16 protein-coding genes and 1 pseudogene are annotated in these 23,393 nt (G+C 72.4%); 7 read left to right on the top strand and 10 right to left on the bottom strand.

The features are described 5' to 3' along the window. The first annotated feature begins 281 nt into the window (after window positions 1–281). A complete protein-coding gene (locus POL25_RS24090; protein WP_272088497.1) occupies window positions 282–1,151 on the top strand; it encodes a hypothetical protein in 870 nt (289 codons plus the stop codon). Between the two features lie 152 nt (window positions 1,152–1,303). Here the strand turns inward: POL25_RS24090 and POL25_RS24085 are convergent, their stop codons facing one another. From POL25_RS24085 to POL25_RS44975, 3 genes and pseudogenes are all read right to left on the bottom strand, one after another. Next, window positions 1,304–2,188: a hypothetical protein gene (locus POL25_RS24085; protein WP_272088496.1), complete on the bottom strand. Its 885-nt coding sequence runs from the start codon at window positions 2,186–2,188 to the stop codon at window positions 1,304–1,306. Between the two features lie 88 nt (window positions 2,189–2,276). Further along, window positions 2,277–4,061 (bottom strand): FG-GAP repeat domain-containing protein, encoded by a 1,785-nt coding sequence (locus POL25_RS24080; protein ID WP_272088495.1) that lies wholly within the window; start codon window positions 4,059–4,061, stop codon window positions 2,277–2,279. 49 nt (window positions 4,062–4,110) lie between these two features. Further along, window positions 4,111–4,389, bottom strand: a pseudogene (locus POL25_RS44975) (FG-GAP repeat domain-containing protein); the annotation flags it as partial. 118 nt (window positions 4,390–4,507) lie between these two features. Here POL25_RS44975 and POL25_RS24075 point away from each other — a divergent pair. Continuing rightward, window positions 4,508–5,347, top strand: coding sequence for a class I SAM-dependent methyltransferase (locus POL25_RS24075; RefSeq protein ID WP_272088494.1), 840 nt, complete (start codon window positions 4,508–4,510; stop codon window positions 5,345–5,347). A 198-nt stretch (window positions 5,348–5,545) separates the two neighbouring features. Here the strand turns inward: POL25_RS24075 and lnt are convergent, their stop codons facing one another. The 5 genes from lnt to POL25_RS24050 form a co-directional block, all read right to left on the bottom strand. After that, window positions 5,546–7,252, bottom strand: coding sequence for an apolipoprotein N-acyltransferase (gene lnt / locus POL25_RS24070; protein WP_272088493.1), 1,707 nt, complete (start codon window positions 7,250–7,252; stop codon window positions 5,546–5,548). A gap of 3 nt (window positions 7,253–7,255) precedes the next feature. After that, complete coding sequence (aspS, locus tag POL25_RS24065) at window positions 7,256–9,064, bottom strand: aspartate--tRNA ligase (protein ID WP_272088492.1); 1,809 nt, start codon at window positions 9,062–9,064, stop codon at window positions 7,256–7,258. A gap of 28 nt (window positions 9,065–9,092) precedes the next feature. Continuing rightward, a complete protein-coding gene (locus POL25_RS24060; protein ID WP_272088491.1) occupies window positions 9,093–9,989 on the bottom strand; it encodes a metallophosphoesterase family protein in 897 nt (298 codons plus the stop codon). Window positions 9,990–10,083: 94 nt separating this feature from the next. Continuing rightward, on the bottom strand, window positions 10,084–10,830 hold the full coding sequence (locus tag POL25_RS24055) for a phosphoadenylyl-sulfate reductase (protein ID WP_272088490.1): 747 nt from the start codon (window positions 10,828–10,830) through the stop codon (window positions 10,084–10,086). Window positions 10,831–11,265: 435 nt separating this feature from the next. Continuing rightward, a complete protein-coding gene (locus POL25_RS24050) occupies window positions 11,266–11,841 on the bottom strand; it encodes a hypothetical protein (protein WP_272088489.1) in 576 nt (191 codons plus the stop codon). Between the two features lie 95 nt (window positions 11,842–11,936). On the opposite strand from POL25_RS24050, the gene POL25_RS24045 reads away from it, so the two are divergent. Both POL25_RS24045 and POL25_RS24040 read left to right on the top strand, forming a co-directional pair. Beyond that, entirely contained in the window at window positions 11,937–12,626 is a 690-nt protein-coding gene (locus POL25_RS24045; RefSeq protein ID WP_272088488.1) for a Bax inhibitor-1/YccA family protein, read from the top strand. Window positions 12,627–12,698: 72 nt separating this feature from the next. Continuing rightward, window positions 12,699–13,274 carry a hypothetical protein gene (locus POL25_RS24040; RefSeq protein WP_272088487.1) on the top strand — a complete coding sequence of 192 codons (576 nt, stop codon included), beginning with the start codon at window positions 12,699–12,701 and terminating at the stop codon, window positions 13,272–13,274. A 153-nt stretch (window positions 13,275–13,427) separates the two neighbouring features. Here the strand turns inward: POL25_RS24040 and POL25_RS24035 are convergent, their stop codons facing one another. Together POL25_RS24035 and POL25_RS24030 are read right to left on the bottom strand one after the other, a co-directional pair. After that, window positions 13,428–14,513, bottom strand: coding sequence for a hypothetical protein (locus POL25_RS24035; RefSeq protein WP_272088486.1), 1,086 nt, complete (start codon window positions 14,511–14,513; stop codon window positions 13,428–13,430). After that, on the bottom strand, window positions 14,510–17,725 hold the full coding sequence (locus POL25_RS24030) for an FG-GAP-like repeat-containing protein (RefSeq protein ID WP_272088485.1): 3,216 nt from the start codon (window positions 17,723–17,725) through the stop codon (window positions 14,510–14,512). The genes POL25_RS24035 and POL25_RS24030 overlap by 4 nt, the downstream gene beginning before the upstream one ends. A 315-nt stretch (window positions 17,726–18,040) precedes the next feature. Here POL25_RS24030 and POL25_RS24025 point away from each other — a divergent pair, with 315 nt between their 5' ends. The 3 genes from POL25_RS24025 to POL25_RS24015 all read left to right on the top strand — a co-directional run bounded on the left by POL25_RS24025 (window position 18,041) and on the right by POL25_RS24015 (window position 23,382). Next, complete coding sequence (locus POL25_RS24025; RefSeq protein ID WP_272088484.1) at window positions 18,041–19,885, top strand: SpoIID/LytB domain-containing protein; 1,845 nt, start codon at window positions 18,041–18,043, stop codon at window positions 19,883–19,885. A 131-nt stretch (window positions 19,886–20,016) separates the two neighbouring features. Continuing rightward, window positions 20,017–22,251, top strand: a complete 2,235-nt coding sequence (rlmKL, locus tag POL25_RS24020) for a bifunctional 23S rRNA (guanine(2069)-N(7))-methyltransferase RlmK/23S rRNA (guanine(2445)-N(2))-methyltransferase RlmL (protein ID WP_272088483.1) — start codon at window positions 20,017–20,019, stop codon at window positions 22,249–22,251. 162 nt (window positions 22,252–22,413) lie between these two features. Continuing rightward, window positions 22,414–23,382 (top strand): DUF4215 domain-containing protein, encoded by a 969-nt coding sequence (locus tag POL25_RS24015; protein ID WP_272088482.1) that lies wholly within the window; start codon window positions 22,414–22,416, stop codon window positions 23,380–23,382. Window positions 23,383–23,393: the final 11 nt, after the last annotated feature.

Genomic DNA, 23,393 nt, shown 5'->3' with positions numbered 1-23,393 from the left:
CTGCCGTCGTCCGGGCGCCCGCGCGCGCCGACGCGGCCGCCGTCCGGAGCGGCGCGACCGGGCCGGTCGGGCGGGGTGGGGTCCCGGCGCCTGGTCGGAGAGACAGGTCGGAAGACCAAGCACCCCACGCGTCGGCGGCTGCGGGGGATCGTTCATGTGTCCCGAGGGACAGGTCACGTTTCGGCGCAGCGCCGTCCGTCCGCCGGGGCGCGCTGGCGGCGTGGCTCGGGCTGGCGGTGGCGGCGGCGCCGGTGCAGGGGGCGGCGCAGGTCCCTTCGGACATGTCTCCAGAGACATCCAGCGGCGCCGCGGCGCCCGCGACGGGGCAGGGAGCGAGCGACGCCGGGACCTCCCCGCGGGCCGGGGTCGACGAGGCCGCCGGGGTCGCCAGCGCCGCGCCGCGAGCGGGGCAGGACGGGGTCGACGAGGCGGCGGCGCTGTCGGCGGCGGCCCAGGCCCGGCTGGCCGCTGGTGATCGCGACGGGGCGATCGCGCTGTGGCGGCGGGCGTTCCTCGCGCTGCCGGGCGGGTTCGGCCACGCGCCGCGGCGCGCGACCGCGGCCCTGGCGATCGCGGACGCGGAGGAGGCGGCGTTCCGCGAGTCGGGCGATCCGGCGCGGCTGCACGCCGGGATCGCGGCGCTCGACGCTTACCTCGGGGGGCTCGACCCGACCGACGACGAGAACCGCGTCGGCGTCGAGGGGCGACGGGCTGAACTTTCGGCCATGTACCAAAGTTCAGCCGCGCCGGAGGGCCCGCGCCCACCGCCGCGTTTCGCTGCGGCGCGCCGCGGCTTCGACCGCAAGGCCGGCCTGGCGGCGGCCGGGCTCGGCGGGGCGGCGGTGGTCGCCGGGGTGGTGGCGCTGGCCGGCGGGCTGACCGGTCGCGCCGCGGACGCGGACCTGAAGGACGTGACGGCCCGGCCGTGCCAGGGCGACGACCCGCTCGATCCGTGCGGCAGCGACGCGGCCCGTGAGCGGGCCAAGACCGAGCTGGTGGCGGAGGGCCTGCGCGCCAACCGGATGGCGCTGGTCGGCGGGATTCTGACCGGCGCGTTATTGACGGCCGGCGTGGCGGCGCTGATCGCCGGGGCGGTCCGCGGCCGCACCCGCGTGCAGGCGCGGGCGGGCGGGCTGGTGGTGCGCTTCTGAGGCGGCGCGTAGGCGGTGCGTGAGCTCGACCGAGGGCGCTGTACGGAAGGACATGTTCTTTGGAGCCTGTGCTCGAGGACATGCTCCGTGGGACATGTCCTTACCGACATGAGAGTCTCGAGCGGCGCGGCCGCGGGTCGCGGGAGCGCGGGCTACATCGCCGAGCACAGGCCCAGGTCCGGCGGCAGGCACTCGCCCTCGAACTCCGGGCCGCTCACCGGCCAGGGTGCGCAGGTCGTGCCGGGCAGCGCGGTCGGGCACGCGTCGGCGCCCGCGAGGTCGCAGACCGGCGCGCAGCACTGCGCCTCGACGCAGCCCGGTACCAGCGCCGCGTCGACGCAGGCGGTGCCCTCTTTGCAGTAATCCGGGGACACGCAGGGCTCGCCGGCAGCGCTCAGCTCCCCGCCGGGCCCGCAGGCGAAGCGCGGCAGCGTCGGCTCGATGAGGCACCGCTGACCTGCGGGACAGCTCGGGCTCCGCGGATCGCAGCGCAGCATGCACACGCCGGCGACCGTGCCGTTCATCGTGCAGAACGAGCATGCGTCAGAACAGCTCGGATCGGCGGGCGAGCCGGCACACACCTCCTGGCAGCGTCGGCCCTCCTCCTGGTCGCCGAGGTACCCGTGGCACACCGCGCCGCGCTCGCAGGTGTCGACCACCGACCACTCGGCCTCCAGGCAGGCCTCGCCAGTCGGCGTCGACGGGTCGGCGATCGGGACGCAGCTGGCGTCGGTCCACGGGCCGAGGCCCTCCGCGTACGGCTTGCACTTGAGACCGGCGGGGCAGTCGTCCTGCCACGGATCGCAGGCGACACCAGGCTGGGGGAGATCGAGCCCCACCGCGAAGTTCATCGAATCGCCGGCGGTCGGCGCGGTCGAGTCCTCCGTCGTGCTCGCGGACGTCGGGGTGTTGGCGGTCGAGGTCGAGGAGGTCGAGCCCGTCGCGGTCGAGGACGCACTCGTCGCATCGTCGGTCGTCGCCGCGGCGCCGCCGCAACCGGACACCAGCACTCCCAGCAACGCGAGCTTCCTGGTCATCGCCGAAGAGCATACCACATCGGCCGAACCGTCGCTGCGCCAGCGACCCGACCAGGCACGATCGTTCATGGCGAAACGGACATGTCCCTCACGACATGTCCGAACGATCACCTCGGCGCCGGCGGGCGAGCAAGAGCGTGAGGCCGAACGCCAGGCCGCCGGCGCCGGAGGGCGTGTCGCGGCAGCTGCAGGCCAGGCCGTCGTCGACCGCGTCGGGTTCGGGGCCGGTGGTGGCCGAGCCGTCGCCGCCGCACATGCCGGTGCAGTCCTCCGGGCAGAGGCCAGGCGTCTCGGCGGGGTCGCAGACGCAGTCGCCGCACACGCCGCAGTCCTCGGGGCAAGCATCGCGCTCGCCGGGGTTGCAGACCCCGTCGCCGCAAGCGCCGCAGTCCTCGATGCACGAGCCCATCTCCGACGGTTCGCAGAAGTTGTCGCCGCACCAGGCGCCGTGGGTCGGCTCGCCGCAACCTTCGCCGCAGTCGAACCAGCAGTTGTCGGGGTCCTCGTTGCCGTGGCACACGCAGTCGCCGCAGATCGAGCAGTCCCACGGGCAGTCGTCGAGCGACTCGGCGCCCTGGCAGATGCCGTCGCCGCACACGAAGCAGTCGAGGGCGCAGGTGGTCCCGTCCTCCAGGGTGTCGCAGATGCCGTCGCCGCAGGCGCTGCAGTCCTCGGCGCAGTCGATCGCGGTCTCGAGGTTCGTCTGACAGACGCCGTCGCCACACACGCCGCAGTTCATGCAGTCGCAGCAGGTCGCGTCCTCGCCGGGCTCGCAGGTGCCGTCGTCGTCGCAGCCGGGGCAATCTTCGGGGCAGTTGCCGGGGTCCTCGGGGGCGATGCACAGGCCGTCGCCGCAGGTCAGCTTGCAACCGTCGCACAGCGGATCGAGGGCGTCGTCGCACGCCTCGCCGCGATCGAGCACGCCGTTGCCGCACTCGTTCACCGGCGCGTCGGCGAGGGTCGCCTGCGCGGCCGCGCTGCAGCCGCGAGAGCCGGCGGCGTCGATGGCACACACGCGCCAGACGAAGAACTCGTGGTCGACGCTCCACTGCGGATCCACGCTGAAGCGGATCCGCCACAACGACTCGCCGTACCACTCGCCGGGGACGATGTGCTTGAAGGGGCCGGCGTCGGGCATCGCGTCGAGCAGCGCGGGATCTTCGAGATCGAAGGCGAACTCGACGTACGGCAGGCGCCGCAGGTGGGCGATGCCGAGGCTGTGGACCAGGTTGTAGGTCGGCAGCGCGAGGTCGTGAAAGAAATCGTGCCAGCGCGCCGGGGTGCGCCCGTCGTCGACGCGGACGCGCACCCGCACCTCGCTGCCGGGCTCGACGACGTCAGGCAGCGGAGCGAGCATGCCGACCCGCGGCGGCGTGATGTCTTCGGGCACGTCGGGGCCGGCGAACAGGACGGCGTTGGTGGCCTCGGGGTCGCGCACGGCGACCGCGAGGTCGGGCCGGAGGTCGTGATCGAAGTCGGCGACGGCGACGCCGAAGCTGGCGGCGAGCTCGGGGCCCGGCGTGAACGCGGCGCCGTCGGGGGCGGTCGGGACCAGCGAGCTGCCGTCGTTGCGCAGCAGGCGAGCGTGGACCTCGCCGGGGTTCTGCTGCGGGCCGAGCACGACGACATCAGGGGTGCCGTCGTTGTCGAAGTCGAGGCTGTCGGCGTCGAAGTCGAGGCGCGGCGGATTGTCGACGAAGGCCCAGTAGGCGCCCGGGTTGTCGACGAAGCCGCCGCTGCCGTCGCCGACGAGCACGGTGTTGCGACCGCCGCCGAAGCCGTCCTGCAAGGTGACGAGATCGAGGTCGCCGTCGGCCTCGAGATCGAGGACGGTGAAGGCGCTGTTGATCTGCTTGTTGGCCAGCGCGGGCACGGGGTGGACGGCGAATGAACGCGCCCTCGAAATTGAAGAGCACATAGCTGGGGCCGCCGTAGGCGACGCCGACCACGAGGTCGGGCTTGCCGTCGCCGTTCAGGTCGCCGGCCTTGATCACGTAGGCGTTGTCGGGCTCGTCAAACGCGCCGGGCATCGGCGAGAAGCCGAGCCCGCCTTCGTTGTGCACGAGGGCGTTCGGTTGCGCGTCGAGGTCGCTGCCGAGCGCGTCGCCGCGGCTGTTGGCGACCGCGAGATCGACGAAGCCGTCGCCGTCGATGTCGACGAGTTCGAGCTTCTGCGCGACGCCGCCACCATCATCCGGCACAGCCCGGTTCGGGTCGGGCTGCCAGGTGCGGCCGCCGCCCCCCGTGAAATCACCGTCAAAAGCAGTGTGAGGGACGCCTTACGGCGCGAACAACAAGCCAAGGCTATCATCGCCGGCCATGATACCGCCGGCCGCGACGCAGCCCAACGCCGAGAAGATCGAGCTCTCGGGGGTGCAGGAGACGCTGCTCATCACCCTCCATGCGCGCGCGCTCGAGAGCCGCTCGCCCGATCCGATCCTCCGCGACGAGACGGCGGAGCGGTTGGTGGAAAGCATCGCGTACGACTTCGCGCGCCTGAAGTCGGCCCAGGGCGACCGCTTCACCACGTCGGTGCGGGCCAAGCAGCTCGACGCGTGGACGCGCGAGTACCTGGAGGCCCACCCGGACGCGACGGTGCTGCACCTCGGCTGCGGCCTCGACAGCCGGGTGATCCGGGTCGCGCCGCCGCCGACGGTGCGGTGGTTCGAGGTCGACCTGCCCGAAGTGATCGCGGCGCGCCGCCGGCTCTACCCCGAGCAGCCGCACGTCGAGATGATCGGCGTTTCGGTCACCGAGCCGACGTGGTTGGGCCAGATCGCCGACGACCGACCGACCCTGGTGGTCGCCGAGGGGCTGCTGCCGTACCTGAGCGCGGCCGAGGTCGAGGACCTGCTGCGCCGGATCGTGGTCCGCTTCCCCGAGGGTCAGGTGCTGTTCGACGCCCTCAGCCCGCGCGCGCTGCGGAGCCAGGGCCTGCACAGCAGCCTGCGCAAGACCGGGGCGCAGCTGGTGTGGGGCCTCGACGATCCGCACGAGCTCGAGAGCCACGTGTTCGGCCTCGAGCTGATGGACGAGTGGCCGCTGATCGGCTCGCCCGACGTCGCCAAGCTCGGCTGGCTCAAGGGCAAGGTGCTGGCGTGGGCGGCCAAGCGGCCGCGGATCGCCCGGATGCACCGGGTGCTGCGCTACCGCTTCTGATCGCCGGCGCGCATGTCTCGAAGGACATGCGCGATCACTGCGGCGAAGACAGCGTGCGGGGCGGCAGCGCATATGTCGAAGGACATGCCGAGGCGCGCCGGTGAGGTGTATCGAGGGACATGCTCGAAGGCGCATGTCCGAAGCGACAGGGCGCTTCGGACATGCCGCCAAGGGCATGTCCGAACGGACACCTACCGCCTAGGCGGCGCGGCGGCGGCCGCGGAGGCCGATGCCGCACAGGCCGAGCAGCACCAGCGCGTTGAACAGCTCGCCGGTGCGGGTGTAGAGCGTGCGGTAATCGGGGTCGATCATCGGCACGTCGGCGACGAAGCCGGAGGCCGGCAGCGGGCCGTCCTCGTCGGGGTTGGTCGACTCGATGCGCTCGAGCACGCGGCCGGCCGGGTCGACGTAGACGCTGATGCCGGCGTTGACGCTGCGCAGCAGGGCGCGGCGGTTCTCGATCGTGCGCAGGACCGCGAGGCCCATGTGCTGGTCCTGCTCCTTGGACTTGCCGAACCACGAGTCGTTCGTCAGGTTGACGAACGCGTGGATGCCCTCGGCCGCGACCCCGCGGGCGAACCGCGGCAGGATGTCCTCGTAGCAGATCAGCGGGCCGAGGCGCCACTCGTGCTGGCCCTCGGGGCCGGTGTGGACGCGCAGGGCCTTCGGGCCCGGCCCCGGGTTGATGTGCGAGGCGGAGGGGACCATCTCCTTGAACCAGTGCGGGTCGACGAGCGGCGTGTACTCGCCGAACCACAGCGGATAGACCTTGTCGTAGTTGTCGCCGAGGCGGCCGTCGGCCTCGAGCACGCGCGCGGTGTTCCACGCGAACTCGCTGACCTTGCGGTCGGCGGTGACGACCCCGAACACCAGCGGCGCCGTGAAGTCGCGCCGGACCCGGCGCGGGTTGGCCTGCGGCAGGTCGAAGCCGTCGCCGCGCGGGAGCGCGTACGAGAACGGGTAGGCCGTCTCGCCCCACAACAGGACCTCGGCGCCCGCGGCCTCGAGGCGGGCCGACTCCTGCTGCTCCTTGCGCAGGATCTGGAACTTCATGCGCGGGTTGCCCCACTCCATGATGCCGAAGTTGCCCTGGACGACGCCGATCTTGAGCTTGGGCGACTGGGCGATCATGGCGTCGATCTGGGCCATGCGGACCGCGCCGTAGATCGGCGTGCCGATCAGGGTCGCGGCGAAGACCACGAGCGCGCGGCGGTTGAGCGAGCGCGCCAGCAGCCAGTCGCGCAGCGCCGCGTAGAGGCCGGCGTTGATCGCCAGCTGGACGAGGCCCACCGTCGTGACGCCGCCGATCTCGGCGACCTGCAGCCACAGCGGCTGCCAGCACCACATCAGCGCCAGGTACGACGGGAAGATGTGCGGCATGACGGCCTCGCCAGCGACCCACACCAGCGGCGCGAGCAGGAGCACGTCGCGGCCGGTGCGGCGGCGCAGCCAGTTGAGCGCGGCCGCCGGCACGGCCCACTGCAGGCCCTGGAACGCGGCGAAGATGAAGTGGACCAGCAGCGTGCCCCAGGTCGGAAAGTCGGCGAAGCGGATCAGCAGCTCGGTCAGCCAGAAGAAGCCGAAGAACACGGTCGCGGTGCCGCACAGCCAGCCGAGCCAGAACGCCCGCTTGGGCGCCAGGCCCTCGATCGCCGCCAGCCAGAACACCCAGCCGACGAAGCCGAGGTACCACTGGTTGTAGTCGGGCGAGCCGAGCACCATGCAGGTGGCGCACAGCAGGGCCGCGAGGACCCGCAGGAGGCCGCGCCGCCGCGGCGACAGCTGCTCCAGGCGGAGGTGCAGGGCTGTCTTGTGGGGCATGTTCTTCGGGACATCCAACACCGCCACCGCCGCCCGCAGCGACGCCGACGGGGCGGTCGGCGAGGTCGGATCGAGCTCGGACATGGCTCAGCTCTCGGGGGTGGCGGGCAGGTCGCGGTGGCCGATGTAGAGCTCGGCCAGCTGGGCGTCGTCGGCCCCGCTCGGGCAGCCGGTCATCAGGTCGGTGCCCTTCTGCGTCTTGGGGAAGGCGATGACGTCGCGCAGGCTCTGGGCCTCGCACATCAACATGCTGAGGCGGTCGAGGCCGAGGGCGATGCCGCCGTGGGGCGGCGGGCCGTAGCGGAAGGCGTCGAGCAGGAAGCCGAACTTCTGCTGGATCTGCGCCTCGGACAGGCCGAGCACCTGGAAGATCTTGGCCTGCACGTCGGACTGGTGGATCCGGATCGAGCCGCCGCCGACCTCGTTGCCGTTGAGCACGAGGTCGTAGGCCTGCGCGAGCACCTGGCTCGGGTCCGAGTCGAGCAGCGCGAGCTGATCGAGGCGCGGCGAGGTGAACGGGTGGTGCGAACTGACGTAGCCGCGGTCGCTCTTCTCGAACAGCGGGAAGTCGGTGACCCACACGAACCGCCACGGGTCGCCGCCGGCGTGCTTGACGAGGTCGAGGCTGTCGCGCAGCTCGAGCCGCAGGGCGTTGAGCGCGGCGTGCACGGTGTGCGGCTCGTCGGCGACGACGAGGATCACGCTGCCCGCCTCGGCGCCGGCGCGGGCGCTGATCTCGGCCTGGAACTCGGGGCCGACGAACTTGGTGAGCGGTGAGTTCCAGGCGCCGCCGTCCTGCACCTTGGCCCACGCGAGGCCCTTGGCGCCGCCCGACTCGCGCTTCTTGACCAGCTCGGTCAGCTTGTCGATGCGGCCGCGCGACAGCGTCTCGCTGTGGGCCGCCGGCACGACGATGGCCTTCACCAGCCTGGCCGACTCGAAGATCTTGGCGCCTGACTTGTGGGCCAGGTCGGTGATGTCGACGAACTCGAGGCCGAAGCGGAGGTCGGGCTTGTCGCTGCCGTACTTGCCCATCGCCTCGGCCCAGGTCATGCGCGGGAACGGGTCGGGCAGGGTGACGCCGAGGACCTCGCTCCAGGCGCGGCGGATCAGGCGCTCGATCGGCGCGTACACCCGCTCGGGCGTGGCGAAGCTGATCTCGACGTCGATCTGGGTGAACTCGGGCTGACGATCGTTGCGCAGGTCCTCGTCGCGGAAGCAGCGGCAGATCTGGAAGTACTTGTCCATGCCGGCGACCATGAACAGCTGCTTGAAGATCTGCGGCGACTCGGCCAGCGCGTAGAACATCCCCGGGTTCAGTCGGCTCGGGACCAGAAAGTTGCGCGCGCCGCCCGGCGTGTACTTGACCATGTAGGGCGTCTCGAGCTCGAGGAAGCCCTGCTCGGCGAGGGTGATGCGCGTCAGCGTGGCCAGGCGCGAGCGGAGGATGAAGTTCTTCTGCAGGCTGGGCCGGCGCAGGTCGAGGTAACGGTGCCGCAGCCGCAGCGCCTCGCTGGCGTCGAGCTTGTCGTCGTCGGCGACGTTGAAGGGCAGGGTGTCGGCCGGCGAGAACACCTGCAGCGCGGTGGCGTTGACCTCGACCTCGCCGGTCACCATGGCGGCGTTGGCGTTGTCGCCGCGGGCGATCACGGTGCCCTGGACGGCGACGCAGAACTCGCCGCGCAGGGCGGTGGCGGCCTCGTAGGCGTCGGCGTCGAGGTCCTTGCCGAACACGACCTGGGTGATGCCGAAGCGATCACGGAGCTGGACGAAGATCCGCGCGCCGAGGTCGCGGCGGCGGTGGACCCATCCGAAGAGGACCACGCTGGCGCCGACGTCGGCGGCGCGCAAGCTGCCGCAGTCGTGGGTGCGGCCGTGTTCGAGCAAGGTGGACATGGCCCGGGAATGTAGACGATGTTCGCGGTCAGTGCGAGCCGGTTCCGGCGAGCACCGGGCCGTCCGGCTCGTCGGCGACGAAATCGCGGCCGTCCCAGCGGTGGTACGTGCGGGTGACGCGACCCGGTCGAACGGTGTAAAGGACGTAGGCGCCGTGACGACCTGGCTTTTGTGACAGATAGGTGCCGGAGCCGACGCCGTGGACCGGGACCGCCACGCCGCCGGGGCCGGGCAGCGCGCCCTCGATGCGCCGGTGCTCGTGGCCGTGGAGGATCAGCTCCGCCCCGTGCTCGGCGATCACCCGCCCGAAGGCGTCGAGGTCGAGCAGATCGTGGCGCGGCTTGGCCACGCCGCGGACCACCGGGTGATGGATGAGGACCACCCGCGCCAGGCCCTCGGCGCCCAGCTTGGCCAGGAACCGGCCGAGCCGGGCCAGCTGCTCGTCGCCGACGCGGCCGACGGCGTAGAGCGGCAGCGAGGGGATCGCGGTCGACAGGCCGATCAGGGCCACGTCGCCGAGGCGCTGGACGAACGGGTAGTCGGTGTCGGGCTCGCGCTCGCCCTCCATGAACGCGGACATGTAGTGCTCGAACCGGCGCGAGCGGACCGACCCGCGGGTGTAGGCGTCATGGTTGCCGGGGATGACGGTGACCGGCATCGGCACGGCCTCGAGGGCCCGCTGGACGTGCTCGAACTCGGACTGGAGCGCGAGGTTGGTCAGGTCGCCGGTGATCACCAGCCGCTCGGCCCCGTGCGCCTGGGCCGCGGCGACGATCCCCTGGAACATGCTGCCGCTGTACTTGCGGCTGCGGTTGAGCAGCAAATTGACGCCGCCCGTCAGCCGCTTGTTGAAGAACCGCTGCGGGGTGTTGCCCGCCAGCTCGAGCAGGTGGATGTCGGAGCAGTGGACGAAGCGCAGGGGCATAAGGACAGGTCCTCAAGGGCAGGTGATCAAGGACAGGTTCGTTCGGACAGGTCGCCAGGGACAGGTTCGAAGGGGCATGCCCCGAAGGACAGGGTCAGAGGTGGTGGATCCCGCACTCGGTCTTGCCGGTGCCCGACCACCGGCCGCCGCGCTCGTCGTCGCCCGGCGGGCGGGCGGTGCACGGCTCGCAGCCGATGCTGGTGTAGCCGGCGTCGAGCAGCGGGTTGTAGGGGACGTCGTGGTCGAGGAGGTAGCGCCAGGTGTCCTTGCGCGTCCACGCGACCAGCGGCGCGACCTTGATGACCAGGCCGCCGTCGGCCCGCCGCGCGGTGCCGAGGATCGGGGTGCCGGCGCGGGTGCTGGCCTGGTCGCGGCGGATGGCGGTGATCCAGACGTCGAGCCGGTCGAGGACGCGGCGCATGGGCTCGACCTTGCGGATCTCGCAACAAGCGTCGGGATCGCGGGCGAACAGGTCGGGGCCGTGCCGCTCGGCCTGGGCGCGGAGGGTGACGAGCGGCTCGACGACGCGGATGTCGGCGCCCTGGGCCCGGAAGGCCTCGCGCACGGCGAGGGTCTCGGCGAACAGGTAGCCGGTGTCGATGGTGTAGATCGGGACGTCGGGACGGACGGCGCGCGCGAGGTGGATGAGGGCGCACCCCTCGGGCCCAAAGGCGGAGCTGAGGCCGATCCGCAGGCCGGCCCAGCGCTCGAACACCCAGGCGAGGATGGACTCGGCAGGCTGACCCTCGAGCGCCGCGGACCGCTGCGCGAGCTCGGCGAGCGCCGTGTCGCTTGCTGCCGCGAGGCCGGGGCTGCCGGGGTCGGATCCGCGTTCCGTCACCCGGAGGTTGTAGCACCATCGGGGCGCGGACTGCCGCCGGCAGGGGCGGGCGTCGTCACGCACGACGGCAAATCACCCTCGGCGCGCCGGGGAGCGGAGGGGTCGTCGCCCGCGAACCTGCCCTTGCCGCAGGGTGGGCGAGCGCGAGACCCGCGGACGGCGGGGGCTGCACGCGCGACCGCGGCGAGCGAGCACGACCACGACCGCGGGCGCCAGGGCGAAGATCCCCGGGGCGCTCGGGGGCCCGCACCTGGCCCTGACCTGGCGGATCAGACATGTCCAAAGGGACTGTTTATCTGGGCGCCGCGGGCGACCGGACCCTGGGCTGGCGCATCGGACATGTCGGAAGAGGCAGGGGAGGACGGCGCGCCGCGGGGCCTGGCTCGCGGCACCGGAGCTGGTCTCGGGGTCATGTCCCGAGAGACAGCCTCGCTGTCACGGCGCCGGGGCGCTCGGGCCCAGGCGCTGGTCGAGCGGGATGGTGATCATCACCCCGTCGATGCGGCCGATCGCGGACTCGGCGACGACGAACATGCGGTAGGCGAGGAAGCGCTGGTCCTGCGGCTGACGGGCGATGGCGGCATAATTGCCGGGCGGGAAGGTGCCGGAGACGCTGTAGCGGCCCTGGGCGTCGGTGCGCGCGTGGGCGATCTTCGTGCCCGGGTTGTCGAGGTTGAGCGAGACGCCGGCGAGGCGGTGGATGCCGACCTCGACGTCGGCGACGCCGATGCCGGGCTCGGCGGGGTCGTCGGCCTCGGTCAGGACCTTGCCGCCGACGTGCACGACGCGCGATCCCTGGGCGTCCGAGTACGAACAGCGGGCGGCGTCCGGCGAGACGTTGCCGTCGCGCAGGGGCGGCAGGCGCACGTCGGGGCAGGTCATCGTCCGCCCGTAGGCCTCCTGGTGCGGGTAGCGATAGCTGGGCCCGCCGCCGACGGTGACGCGGTTGGAACTGCAGGCGACGAGGCCGAGGCCGAGGCCGGTCGCAAGCACGCGAAGGCGGGTGGACATGCCGGCAGTGTGCCCGCAGCGCCGGGCGGGCGCCATGGCGAGGTCGGGCGCCGCGCAGCGTTGACGGGGGTGGCCGCTTGTGGCCAGATGGTCCGATGTCGGAGCGGCTCCGCGATCCCCTGGGCATCGACCTGCACGCCGGCGTGGGCCGATTCATGCATTCGGTCTACGCGTGGATGGCCGCCGGAGTCGGCCTGAGCGCGGCCACGGCGATCGCGCTGAGCAGCGAGCCGCGGCTCGAGCTGGCCCAGGCGAGCGAGCTGCGGGTGTTGTTCTGGCCGGCGATGGCGGTGGCGGTGCTGGTGATCGGCGCGCGTCTCCATCGGTTGCCGCCGACGGTCGCGCGCGTCGCGTTCCTCACGTTCTCGGTGCTGCTCGGCGCGGCGCTGGCGTGGCTGGGCTCGGCGACGCGGGTGTCGGCGGAGCAGCTCGGCACGGCCGCCGGGGTCGCCGCCGGGGTGTTCGTCGCCGGATCGCTGGTCGGTTTCTACAGCCGCCGCGACCTCAGCCCGTGGGGCGCGGCCCTGGCGACCGGCCTCATCGGCGCGCTGGTGGCGATGTTCCTCGACGCGGCGGCGCTGCGCCAGCCGGGCCTGCACGTGCTGCTGCAGGCGCTGCTGGCGGTGGTGTTCGCCGGGTTCGTGGCCTACGACGGCCAGCGCGTGAAGCAGATGTACCGGACGCACGGTCGCCGCGAGAACCTGGCGGTCGTCGGGGCGCTCAAGCTGTACCTCGACTACGTCAACCTCACGCTGGCGACGCTGCAAATCACGTCGGGCCAGTGAAGTCGTCGCCGCCGGCTGGCGCGGCCCCGGACCTCTGGCATGGTTGCGCCTGCAACGAAGCTGGAGGCCACGATGGTACCTGGACGAATGCACCCGTGGGCAGCCCTGCTGGGGGCGCCGCTGCTGCTCGCCTGCGGTGAAGGGCCGGCGGGCGGGCAAGCGAAGAGCATCGCCGCGGCGTTCGAGAAGCAGGGCGACCCCGCGGCCGAGGCCAGGCAGGCGGGCGAGGACATGCGCCGGCTGAAGCAGAAGGTGGAGGCCGATCGCGCGCAGGCGATCGAGGCGGCTATCGAGGAGGCGGCGACGGTGCCGGGGACGCTGCCGGCCGACATCGAGACCGGCTGCGCCGAGATGCGCGCGGCCTACGACGGGTTCGTGAAGCAGCGGGTCCAGGGCGACGCGGCGGAGGCGGAGAAGTGGGCGGTGATGAAGGGGGTCGAGCTCGATCCGGCGCAGGCCCATTGCCTGGCCGCGGACAACCTGCGCTTCGCAGCCTGTCAGGCGCGGGCGTTCCGCGAGGCGACGCCGGGGGTCGCCCGCGAGCGCGCGCAGGCGCTGATCGACGCGTGCGCGCGCAAGACCGGGGCGCCGACCGGGGCGGAGCGCGAGGCGGCGGAGCGGGTCAGGAAGACGCCGCGGCCGTCGTGAGCCGCGACGAACCCTGGCCGCGGGTACGAGGGACGGGTCGCATGGCCATTCGGACATGCTCCGATAGACATGTCTCGATAGACATTTCGTACTGTCCCTCGGGACATGCTCGGAACGACCTGGCGCGCGAGCCGGCTTGGAGGGCCACGAGGTTCAGCGCGGCTTCGTGTCGTCGACGCGGGTGATCGACCAGGCGACGCGGATGTCGGCGGCGGTGGAGCTGTGCAGGCGCAGGGCGTGACGGCCGGCGCGCAGCTCGACGCGTTGCCGACCCGTGATCGCGTGAAAGACCGGCTCGTCGTCGCAGCCGCCGCAGCCGACAAGAGTGAGCGTCGGCCGGGTGTACGGCGGCCGGGAGTCGGCGCGCAGGTCGGCGATGATGTCGAGGTCGTAGGTGCCGTCCTCCGGGATGTCGATGCCGCGCAGCACCATGAGGTCGGAGGCGCCGAACGGGCCGACGGCGTCGGGCTCGTCGGCGGCGAGGCGGCGATACTCGGCGTGGTGCCGGCCGTCCCAGGCGATCCGCGGGACGTCGCACTCCATCAGCTTGCGATCGTAGGCGATGTGCGGGCAAGCCTCGCGCCCGTCCATGAAGTCGGCGACGCTGTCCTCGAGCGAGACGCCGAACTGCTCGCGGAACACGCGATCGATGCCGGCGCGCGAGGCGAGCATCGGGAACCGGGGCAGCGCGGCCTGGAATTTGGCGAGGCCGTGGCGATCGAGGAGGTAGGCGACGAAGGCGCCAGCGTCGTCGTAATCGACGCCGAACCACAGGACCGAGAGCAGCGAGCCCCAGATGTCGCGGCGGCCGACGCGGGGCGGCAGTCCGCCCATGACGTCGGCGCCGAGGCCCTCGTAGGCGACGGCGAAGCCCTCGCCGAAGAAGGTCGCGGTGCCGTAGTCGAGCAGGTGGACCAACTCGTGGTCGAGCATCGCGGCGCGCGAGTAGACGGTGCCGAAGACGGCGCAGGCGGTGACCTCGCGCGGGCAGGGCGAGAGGTCGAGGAAGTCGTCCTGGTCGAGCCAGTAAAAGGTGAAGCGGTCGTCGCCGGTCGGCGGCGTCACGCCCAGCTCGGCGGCCAGGAGGCTGATGAAACGATCCATGTGGGCGAGGTTGCCGGCGCACGGCTCGTGGCCTGGGCTGGCGCCGAGGCGGATGTGCTGACCCTCGAGGTGCGGCTCGGGCAGGCGGTCGCAGGCGAGCAACACGAGGAGGAGGGTCAGGAGGCGGGCGGTCACGGCAATTGTCTCACGGTGGTGATCGCGGCGGAGCTGAGGAGCGTGATGTCGGGCAGACCGTCGCCGTCGAGGTCACGCACGCGGACGTAGCCGAGAGCGCCGGGCAGCGGGTGGCGTTCGAAGCGGAACGTGCCGTCGCGGTGATGGCCGACCTGGAGGGCGCCTTCGAGGTCGACGACGAGCACTTCGAGCTCGCCGTCGCCGTCGAGGTCGGCGACGTCGACGCTGAGACCGCCGGAGAAAATGGCCCGCGGTGGGCCGGCCGTGGCGCCGCCGCGCAGGTGCAGGACCTGCAGGTTGTGCGGGGGCGGGGTGTCGTAGTCGAAGACGACGGCGAGCACGTCGGGGCGGCCGTCGCGGTCGATATCGGCGACGGCGATTTCGTCGGGCGCGAGCGGACTCCACGTCCGCATGGGCCCGAAACGACCGTCGCCGCGGCCGAACGCGACCTGCATGCCGAGGCCGTTCGAGTACAGGTCGAGGCGTCCGTCGCCGTCGAGATCGGCGAGCTGCGAGTTGAAGCCGACGATGCCGTCGAGGTCCTGCCAGCGAGCAGGGGCGAGCCCCCCGTCCAGGTTGCGCAGGAAGGCGGCGCGTGGGAGCAGCCCGCCGCCGGTGGCCGGCCCGCCACCCGGTACGGTAGCGAGGACGAGGAGGTCGCGCCGACCGTCGCCGTCGAGATCGCCGACCAGCAGCTCCGCAGGCCAGAACGAGGGGATCTGCAGGAGGTCACGCCGTCGCAGCTCGCCGCCCTCGAGATCGAGGCGGACCAGCAGCGAGCGCGTCTGATCCTGCGAATGGACCAGCAGGACGATCTCGTCGCCGGCGTCGTCGTCGAGCTGGACAGCGCGGGCTCGATAAGAGAACAGGTCGTCGCGCCCCGGGCCGCCGCGCAGCTCGGTCGGGCCGAAGCCGCCGTCGCCGTCGCCGAACGCGAAGCCGAGGCGGCCGGTATTGCCGGGGCGACCGACGCGGACGAACACGTCGAGGGCGCCGTCGCCGTCGAAATCACCGAGCGTCGCGTCGCTGAAGACGTCGAGCTGTGCGCGCGGGCGGGCGAGGAGAGCTGGCCCGAAGGACATGTCCTCCGCGACCATGTCGCTCGCGGTCGTATTGCGCAGCAGGGCCATCCGACCGCCGTCCTGCGCGATCAGCCGCGGCGAGCCCTGGACATGGACGACGGTCCGCGGGGCGAGCGAGCGCCAGGCCCCGTCGTCGCGCTGCCACGGCGTCATGTGGACGCGCACGAGGTCGCCCAGCAGGGCCGACGAGCGCAGGCTGACGACCTCGGTGCGTCGGCCGTCGCCGTCGAGATCGAAGAGGCCGAGCTGCTGGCAGCGATCGGGGTCGAGCAGGGTCGTATCGCCAGGCGAAGGACCGAACAGGTCGGGCGCGTGGACGAGGCCGTCCGAGGTGCAGACCAGCGCGTCGGGCCCCGCGTGGTCGCCAGGCACGAGGACGAGCGCGCGGCTGTCGGCGAGCGCGGGCAGCTCGATCACCCGCGTCGCGTCGGGATCGAGGCCCTCGACCAACACCAGCGACTCCGCCACGTGGACCACGAGGTCGGTGCGACCGTCGCCGGCGAGATCGATGGTGGAGAGGCCTCTGAAGCGGCCTTGCAGCGAGACCTCGGCTTCGACGACGAGCGCGCCCTCGGGGCCGAGGTGCAGGAAAGAGAGGCCGCCCGGGCCGGCGAACACGAGCCGGGCCCGGTCGCCGCCGCGCACCACGGCGTGCTCCTCCGGCTCGCCGAAGTAGGGGGCAGACACGCCGGGGGCGAAGCTGCCGTCGGGGCGGCGCAGGAGGACAGCCGTATGGCTGCGCGTCCACAGCACGAGGTCGTTGCGTCCGTCGCCGTCGAAGTCGGCCGCGACGGCGCCCTGCAGCGCGTCCGCGAGGCCGGTCTCGAGCTCGAGGTCGAGGGGTTCGGGTCCGCGGACCAGCGCCACGACCCGCGACGGCTCGGTCGCCGGATCGGGCTCGGGCTGATCGTCGAGATCGATGAGCAGCTCGTCGACGCCGTCAGCCTCGAGGTCGACCGGGAAGGCGGTGCCGGTGCGCTCGCGCTGCCACAGCGCTTCGAGTCGCAGGCCGCGCTCGGGCGCCAGCTCGCCGAGGCCGTCGCCGCCGCGAGCATAAAGGAGGGCGTCGCGGCCGTCGCCGTCGAGATCGCCGACGAGCAGCTGGCTCGGGGAGGTGCGCGGGCTGGCGGTCAGGACCACGCCGCGGCGCGGGTCGACGCGCTGGACGTTGCCTGTCACTTCGGACAGGACGTAAAGGACAGGCTGGCCGGTAGAGTCGGGCGAGACCGCGAGGTCGACCGGATCGAGATCGACGGGCCAGCGGGTGCGCGCGCGCAGGCGAGCCCGGCCGTCGCCGTGGAGGATCGTGACGTCGTCGGCGAGCACGTCGAGGGTGGCGAGATCGATCGCGCCGTCGCCGTCGAGATCGGCGGCGACGATGTCCGTGGGCGCGAGGCCGACGGCGTGCCGAGGGCCGGTCACGAGACCGCCGTGCCCGTCGCCGAGCAGAACCTGGATCGCGCCGGCCTCGGTGACGGCGACCGCGACGTCGCGGTGACCGTCGCCGTCGAGGTCGGCGACCGCCAGGTCGCGCGCGCCGGGGCCGACGGCGAGCGGCGGATCGGCGACGAGGTCGCGCACGATCGTCAGCGTGCCGGCGGTCTCGTTGACGACCACGAGCTCGGGCGGCCCCGCGCCGTCGAGGTCGGCGGCGACGAGCCGGCGCGGGCCCGCGTCGACGGCGATCCGCTGCGGCTCGCCGAGTTCGCGCCCGCCGCGGCCGCGCAGGACCGCGATCTCACCGCTCTCGGGCAGGGCGGTGGCGACGTCGAGCCGGCCGTCGCCGTCGAGATCGGCGACGACGAGGTCGCGCGTGGGCGCGCCGACCCACCAGGATGTCCATGTCCCATCGAACATGTCCTGAACGCCATGTGCGCCGGGACGGCCCCACATCGCGCCCACCGTGCCGCGAGCGTCACCGGCGCCGACGATGTCGGGCACGCCGTCGGCGTCGAGGTCGGCGACAGCGAGGCTGGCTGTGGAAAGGCCCCAGCCGTAGGTCCGTGCATTGGCGAGGTCGAGGCACAGCGCGCCGGCGCCGGTGCGCTGGCACGGATCGGCGGGCTCGCAGGCGAGCGCGAACACGCCGAGGCCCAGCGCGCGCGCGAGCCAGGTCCAAGGCGATGTCACGCGTCGGTTCGCAACCATCACGTCAGCGACCAGGAAACCGTAGCGCAGGCGGAGCATTCCCGTCATCGCGCCTGGACTGCGGACGCGTGAACTGCAGGTCGGGTGATGCTCCACGTCCTCGCTGCGGCCGGCGTCAGGCTCCGCGTCTCGTGCGGCCGCGGTCGCGCGCGGGGCCGGCTGGGGCCGGCGCGTCGGCGAGGTGCGAGGTCCGCGGGTGGACCGATGCGCGCACGCGATGGGGCCTCGACGGCACCTCGAGTTCTCTTGTGGCGCGAAACTGCCCGGGGCATCATGCGAAAGTTGGAGGTGTCTCTCATGCCCCGCGCCGCCCTCTTCGTGCTGCTGTCGCTCTCGGCCTGTGACCCCGCCCGGGCGGACGCGGAGGTCGAGCGCGTCGAGCTCGCGGATGGTCTTTCGGACCTGTCCGATAGGTCAGGCGCCCCGCGCGGCATGACTTCGCCGCAGGACTGGGCGATGCCGCTGCCCGAGCCGCTGACGGCGGTGCCGGTCCCGCTCGGCGGGGCCTACTGCGACATCGTCGTCGAGGGGGTGTCGCGGGCGATGGAGACCGATTACCTGCCGCACGTGATCACCTGCGAGAACGGCGGGGCCAACCTCGAGGCGCTCAAGGCCCAGGCGATCGCGGCCCGCTCGGTGGCCTACTACGCGATGTTCAACGACGGCCAGATCTGCGACGGCCAGGGCTGCCAGGTGTACACGTGCGGGGCCGAGCCGCAGCAGGTCCACTACGACGCGGTGGCGGCGACGGCCGGGCAGTACCTGTCCTACAACGGCTGGCTGACCTACGCCTTTTACGTCGCCGGCGACAACAAGCAGCCGGCGAGCTGCATCGACACCGACAATCCGACGGTGTCCGGCACCGAGCAGTACGTGACCTTCAACGAGGGCAAGACGGTCTACGACGTCGACCAGACGTCGCTCGGGTTCGTGTTCCCGGAGAACCTCGGGACCAATGGTTACGGGCAGAACCGCGGCTGCATGTCGCAGTGGGGCGCGCGCTGCCTCGAGAACACGAAGGGCTACAAAGTCGTCGACATCGTCCGCTTCTACTTCGGCGCCGACATCGAGATCTTGCAGGCGCAAGGAGGGTGCGTGGTGCCGCCGAACCAGCCGGCCGCGGGCTCGTTCGACGCGGCCGACTGCGCGGCGGGGATCCAGGGCTGGGCCTGGGATCCGGATCAGAAGGACGCGCCGGTCGACGCGATCGTCAGCTTCCTGGCGGCGCACGGCGACGCCAACGCGGTCGAGGTGACGCTGACGGCCGACCAGCACCGCGACGATCTGTGCATGGCGATCGGCTCGTGCGCGCACGGGTTCTCGTCGCCGCTGCCGCGCAGCCTGCTCGACGGCGCATCGCACCCGGTCTACGTCTACGGGGTCGATCTCGGCGGCGACGGACCGGCGCAGCTCGACGGCAGCCCGCGCCAGTTCGCCTGCCCGCCGCCGCCGCTGCCGCCGGGCGTGCGCCGCCACGTGCCCGACCCGGCGGCGCTGCAGGCGTGGTCGCTGTCGACGTTCTGGCAGATGGCGAAGGTCGACGATCCGACGTTGAACGCGATCCCCGAGTGGCAGGCGATCGCGGGCGCGCCGGCGCTGGTCCAGGTCGCCGGCGACCCGACGCTGTGGCTGGTCGACGCCGGGTTCCGCCGCCTCATCGCCAGCGCCGAGGTCGCGGCGGCCTGGCAGTTCGACCCGGCGACGGCGCAGGCGATCGCTCTGGCTGACCTCATGGCCATGCCCCAAGGGACAGATGTGCGGCCGGAGCCGTTCCTGGTCCAGGGGACAGGTTCGGCGGTGTACATGCTCGACGACCCGCAATGCGCGCCCGAGGGCGATCCCGCCGATCCGCTGTGCCCGCCCGAGGGCGGGACCGGCGGGGACAGCGAGGGCAGCACGGGCACGGGCGGGGACGAGAGCGGCGGCGAGGTGCCGACCACCGACGGGATCCCCGGCAGCGGCGGCGACGCGTCGTCGTCGACCGGCGGCGAGGGCCCGAGCTCGGCCGGCGGCGGCGCCTTGCCACCAGGCTACGGCCAGCACGGCGCCTGCTCGCTCGGCGGATCGGAAGATCGGCTGGCGCCAGGTCTGTTGGGCCTGCTGGCGCTCGCGGGCGCCCGCCGCCGTCGCAGACGGGTGTGAGCGTGGCCCACGTCGCAGACGGCGCACCGCAGCAGATGTCCGCGGGGTCAGCTCGCACGCGCGGTGCAAGTCGACGCACGCGCGGGCAGACTCGCGTGCGCGCGCGAAAGTCGCTATAGCCCGGGCGCCACGTGAACGAGCACAACTTCTTCGCCAGCGCTCCGCAAGGCCTCCTCGAGCTGCTCGCCGACGAGCTCCGCGCGCTCGGTGCGACGGCGATCCGGCTCCAACCGGCGGGCGTGTATTTCCGCGGGCCGCTGGTCATCGGCTACCGCGCGTGCCTGTGGTCGCGGCTGGCCGGGCGCGTGCTGCTCGAGGTCTCGACGGGGCCGGCGCGCGACGCCGACGAGCTCTACACCACGGTGCAGCGGGTCGACTGGCGCCAGCACATGTCGGCGCGCGGGACGATGGCGGTCGACTTCACCGGCGCCAACGCGGCGATCGTGCACACCCGCTTCGGCGCGCAGCGGGTCAAGGACGCGATCGTCGATCAGTTCAATGCCGGCAGCGGCGTGCGCCCCGACGTCGCGGTGCAGCGGCCCGACGTGCGCGTCAGCGTGCACCTGCGCAAGCCGGCGGGACATGGCATCAAGGGCATGTTCCAGGAGACATCCCACGACGAGGCCGTGATCTCGATCGACCTCGCCGGCGAGGGCCTACACCGTCGCGGCTACCGCGAAGAAGGGGCCGAGGCGCCGATCAAAGAGAACCTGGCGGCGGGCCTGCTGATGCGCGCGGGCTGGCCGGCGCTGGCGGCCGCGGGCGCGCTGCTGGTCGATCCGATGTGCGGCTCGGGCACGCTGCTGATCGAGGCGGCCCACATGGCCTGCGACCGCGCGCCGGGGCTCGGCCGCGAGTACTTCGGCTTCCTCGGCTGGCGTGGCCACCAGAAGGCGCTGTGGGACGAATTGCTGACCGAGGCGCGCGCGCGGGCGGCGATCGGGATCGACAAGGTGCCGCCGATCTTCGGCTACGACGGCGATCCGGCGGCGGTCAAGGCGGCGATCGCCAACGCGGCGCGCGCGGGCCTCGGCGGCCGGATCCGCGTCGAGCGGCGCGAGCTCGCCGAGCTGGTGGCCCCGGAGACAGGTCCTTCGGGACATGTTCGTGAGGTCAAGTCTGCCGAGACAGGTCCTTCGGGACATGTCCCGAAGATCACGGGCCTCGTCGCCACCAACCCGCCGTACGGCGAGCGGCTCGGGGTCCGGGCCGACATGCCGGCGCTCTACGAGCTGCTCGGCGCGCGCCTGCGCGACCACTTCGGCGGCTGGAAGGCGGCGATCCTGGCGCCCGACCTCGAGCTCGGCCACGCGATCGGGCTGCGGGCCGAGCGGCGCCACGTGCTCTACAACGGGGCGATCGCGGTCAACCTGCTGCGCTTCGAGATCCCGCGCGAGGCCCCGCCGCCGCGCACGTACACCCGCAGCGAGGGCGGCGAGGCGCTGTTCAATCGGCTGCGGAAGAACCGCAAGCAGCTCGGCAGCTGGGCCGCGCGCCACGGGATCGAGGCCTTCCGGGTCTACGACTCCGACATCCCCGAGTACGCGGTCGCGGTCGACCTCTACCGCGACTGGGCGCTGGTCCAGGAGTACGCGGCGCCGTCCGAGATCGATCCGGTGCGGGCCGCGGCGCGCCTGCGCGAGGCGCTGCGCGTGATCCCCGACGCGCTCGAGCTGCCGGCGGCGCAGGTGGTCTGCAAGCGCCGCGAGCGGGCCAAGGGCGGCGGGCAGTACGGCCGCCGCGACGACGCCGGCGACCTGATCGAGGTGCGCGAGGGGCCAGGGCGCTTCCTCGTCAACCTCACCGATTACCTCGACACCGGGCTGTTCCTCGACCATCGCGACACCCGCGCGCTGGTCGGCCAGGTGGCCCGCGGCAAGCGGTTCCTCAACCTGTTCGCGTACACCGGTACGGCCTCGGTCTACGCCGGCAAGGCCGGGGCGCTGTCGACGACCACGGTCGACCTCTCGACCACGTACTGCGCGTGGGCCCGCCGCAACCTCGAGCTCAACGGGCTGCGCGGGCCGCAGCACCGGGTCGTCGAGGCCGAGTGCCGCGAGTTCATGGCCCGCGAGCTGCGCCGCTACGGCGCCATCTTCCTCGACCCGCCGACGTTCTCCAACTCGAAGAGGATGGAGGGCGTGCTCGACGTGCAGCGCGACCACGTCGAGCTGATCCGGTCCGCGGTGCGCCTGCTCGAGCGCGACGGGGTGCTGATCTTCTCGACCAACTACCGGCGCTTCCGCCTCGACCAGGAGGCCCTCGCCGACCTCGACATCGAGGACCTGTCGGCGACGACGATCCCCAAGGACTTCGCGCGCAGCCCGAAGATCCACAAGTGCTGGCGCATCACGCCGCGGCGCTGACACCTGGAGCCCGGCGGACCTGCACGTCCGGTATCAGGGTGACGTCGTGGCGATGGGCGCGAGAGGTTGATGCCCGACATCGGCGTCGCCAGGCGTAAGGCTCGTCACGAGCGAGGGCAGCCACGCTTGGCACGCGCGCGGGGCTGTGCCATACGCCGCGGCATGCACGTGCGGAGCATCGTCGCGTTCCTGTTGTTGGTCTCGGCTTGCGGCGACGACCAGGCCGACACCGGGCTGTCGGTCGGCATGTCGGCGAGCGGCGTGACCTCGGCGAGCACGAGCACGAGCACGACCAGCGGCGCGGAGACGGAGCCGACGACGACGACCGACCCCGCGATCCCGACCACGAGCGAGGCGACGACGAGCTCGAGCGGACCTGGCCCCTCGGACATGTGTGGCAACGGCATCGTCGAGGGCGAAGAGGAGTGCGACCTCGGGGCCGCCAACGCCGACGACGCCGCCTGCACGGCCGGGTGCGAGCTGGCGGCCTGCGGCGACGGGCTGGTGCGCGACGACGTCGAGCAGTGCGACGACGGCAACCTGATCCCCGGCGACGGCTGCGATCCGAGCTGTAAATTCGAGAGCCAGGGCGAGGACACCGAGGTGGTGCTGGAGAACCTGGGCCTGATGATCCCGAGTGACCTCTACGACGGCAACCAGAGCTCGATGGTGTGCGTCGACCTGGCGATCGCCAAGGAGGGGGTGGTGCACGACGTGCGCATGAAGATCGGGGCCGACCACCCGCACGTCGGCGACCTGGTGTTCAAGCTGTGGAGCCCGGAGGGCACGGTGCTGACGCTGATGAGCCTGCCGGGCGGCGCCGAGGAGGCCGACGACGGGATGTCCGACAGCATCAATAATTCGGACATCGATCCGGTGTGGCCGGTGACGTTCCACAACGACGGGACCGACGCCGAGCTGATGGGCCACTCGCTCGGCATCGACGAGGCGGTGTGCCGCGACGACGGGGTCTGCGAGTTCGCGCCGAGCCCCGGCGCCGGGCCCGGCGAAGACTTCGGCGACTTCACCGGCGAGCCGTCCGCGGGCACCTGGCGCTTCTGCGCCGGCGACTCGGCGTTCGCCGACAAGGGCACGCTCGAGTCGGTGACGCTGACGGTGGTCGTCGGCTGAATCCGGGCGGT

This window comes from Nannocystis bainbridge, from assembly GCF_028368995.1.
Taxonomy (GTDB): Bacteria; Myxococcota_A; Polyangia; order Nannocystales; family Nannocystaceae; genus Nannocystis; species Nannocystis bainbridge.
Note: the sequence above shows the minus strand (reverse complement) of the source record. Positions and strands in the feature narration are given on the sequence as shown.

Excerpts from the sequence above, each read along its gene's own strand:
- POL25_RS24090 (WP_272088497.1), top strand. The coding sequence starts at position 282 with ATGTCTCCAGAGACATCCAGCGGCGCCGCGGCGCCCGCGACGGGGCAG.
- POL25_RS24085 (WP_272088496.1), bottom strand. The coding sequence starts at position 2,188 with ATGACCAGGAAGCTCGCGTTGCTGGGAGTGCTGGTGTCCGGTTGCGGC.
- POL25_RS24075 (WP_272088494.1), top strand. The coding sequence starts at position 4,508 with ATGATACCGCCGGCCGCGACGCAGCCCAACGCCGAGAAGATCGAGCTC.
- lnt (WP_272088493.1), bottom strand. The coding sequence starts at position 7,252 with ATGTCCGAGCTCGATCCGACCTCGCCGACCGCCCCGTCGGCGTCGCTG.
- aspS (WP_272088492.1), bottom strand. The coding sequence starts at position 9,064 with ATGTCCACCTTGCTCGAACACGGCCGCACCCACGACTGCGGCAGCTTG.
- POL25_RS24060 (WP_272088491.1), bottom strand. The coding sequence starts at position 9,989 with ATGCCCCTGCGCTTCGTCCACTGCTCCGACATCCACCTGCTCGAGCTG.
- POL25_RS24050 (WP_272088489.1), bottom strand. The coding sequence starts at position 11,841 with ATGTCCACCCGCCTTCGCGTGCTTGCGACCGGCCTCGGCCTCGGCCTC.
- POL25_RS24045 (WP_272088488.1), top strand. The coding sequence starts at position 11,937 with ATGTCGGAGCGGCTCCGCGATCCCCTGGGCATCGACCTGCACGCCGGC.
- POL25_RS24040 (WP_272088487.1), top strand. The coding sequence starts at position 12,699 with ATGGTACCTGGACGAATGCACCCGTGGGCAGCCCTGCTGGGGGCGCCG.
- POL25_RS24025 (WP_272088484.1), top strand. The coding sequence starts at position 18,041 with ATGCCCCGCGCCGCCCTCTTCGTGCTGCTGTCGCTCTCGGCCTGTGAC.
- POL25_RS24015 (WP_272088482.1), top strand. The coding sequence starts at position 22,414 with ATGCACGTGCGGAGCATCGTCGCGTTCCTGTTGTTGGTCTCGGCTTGC.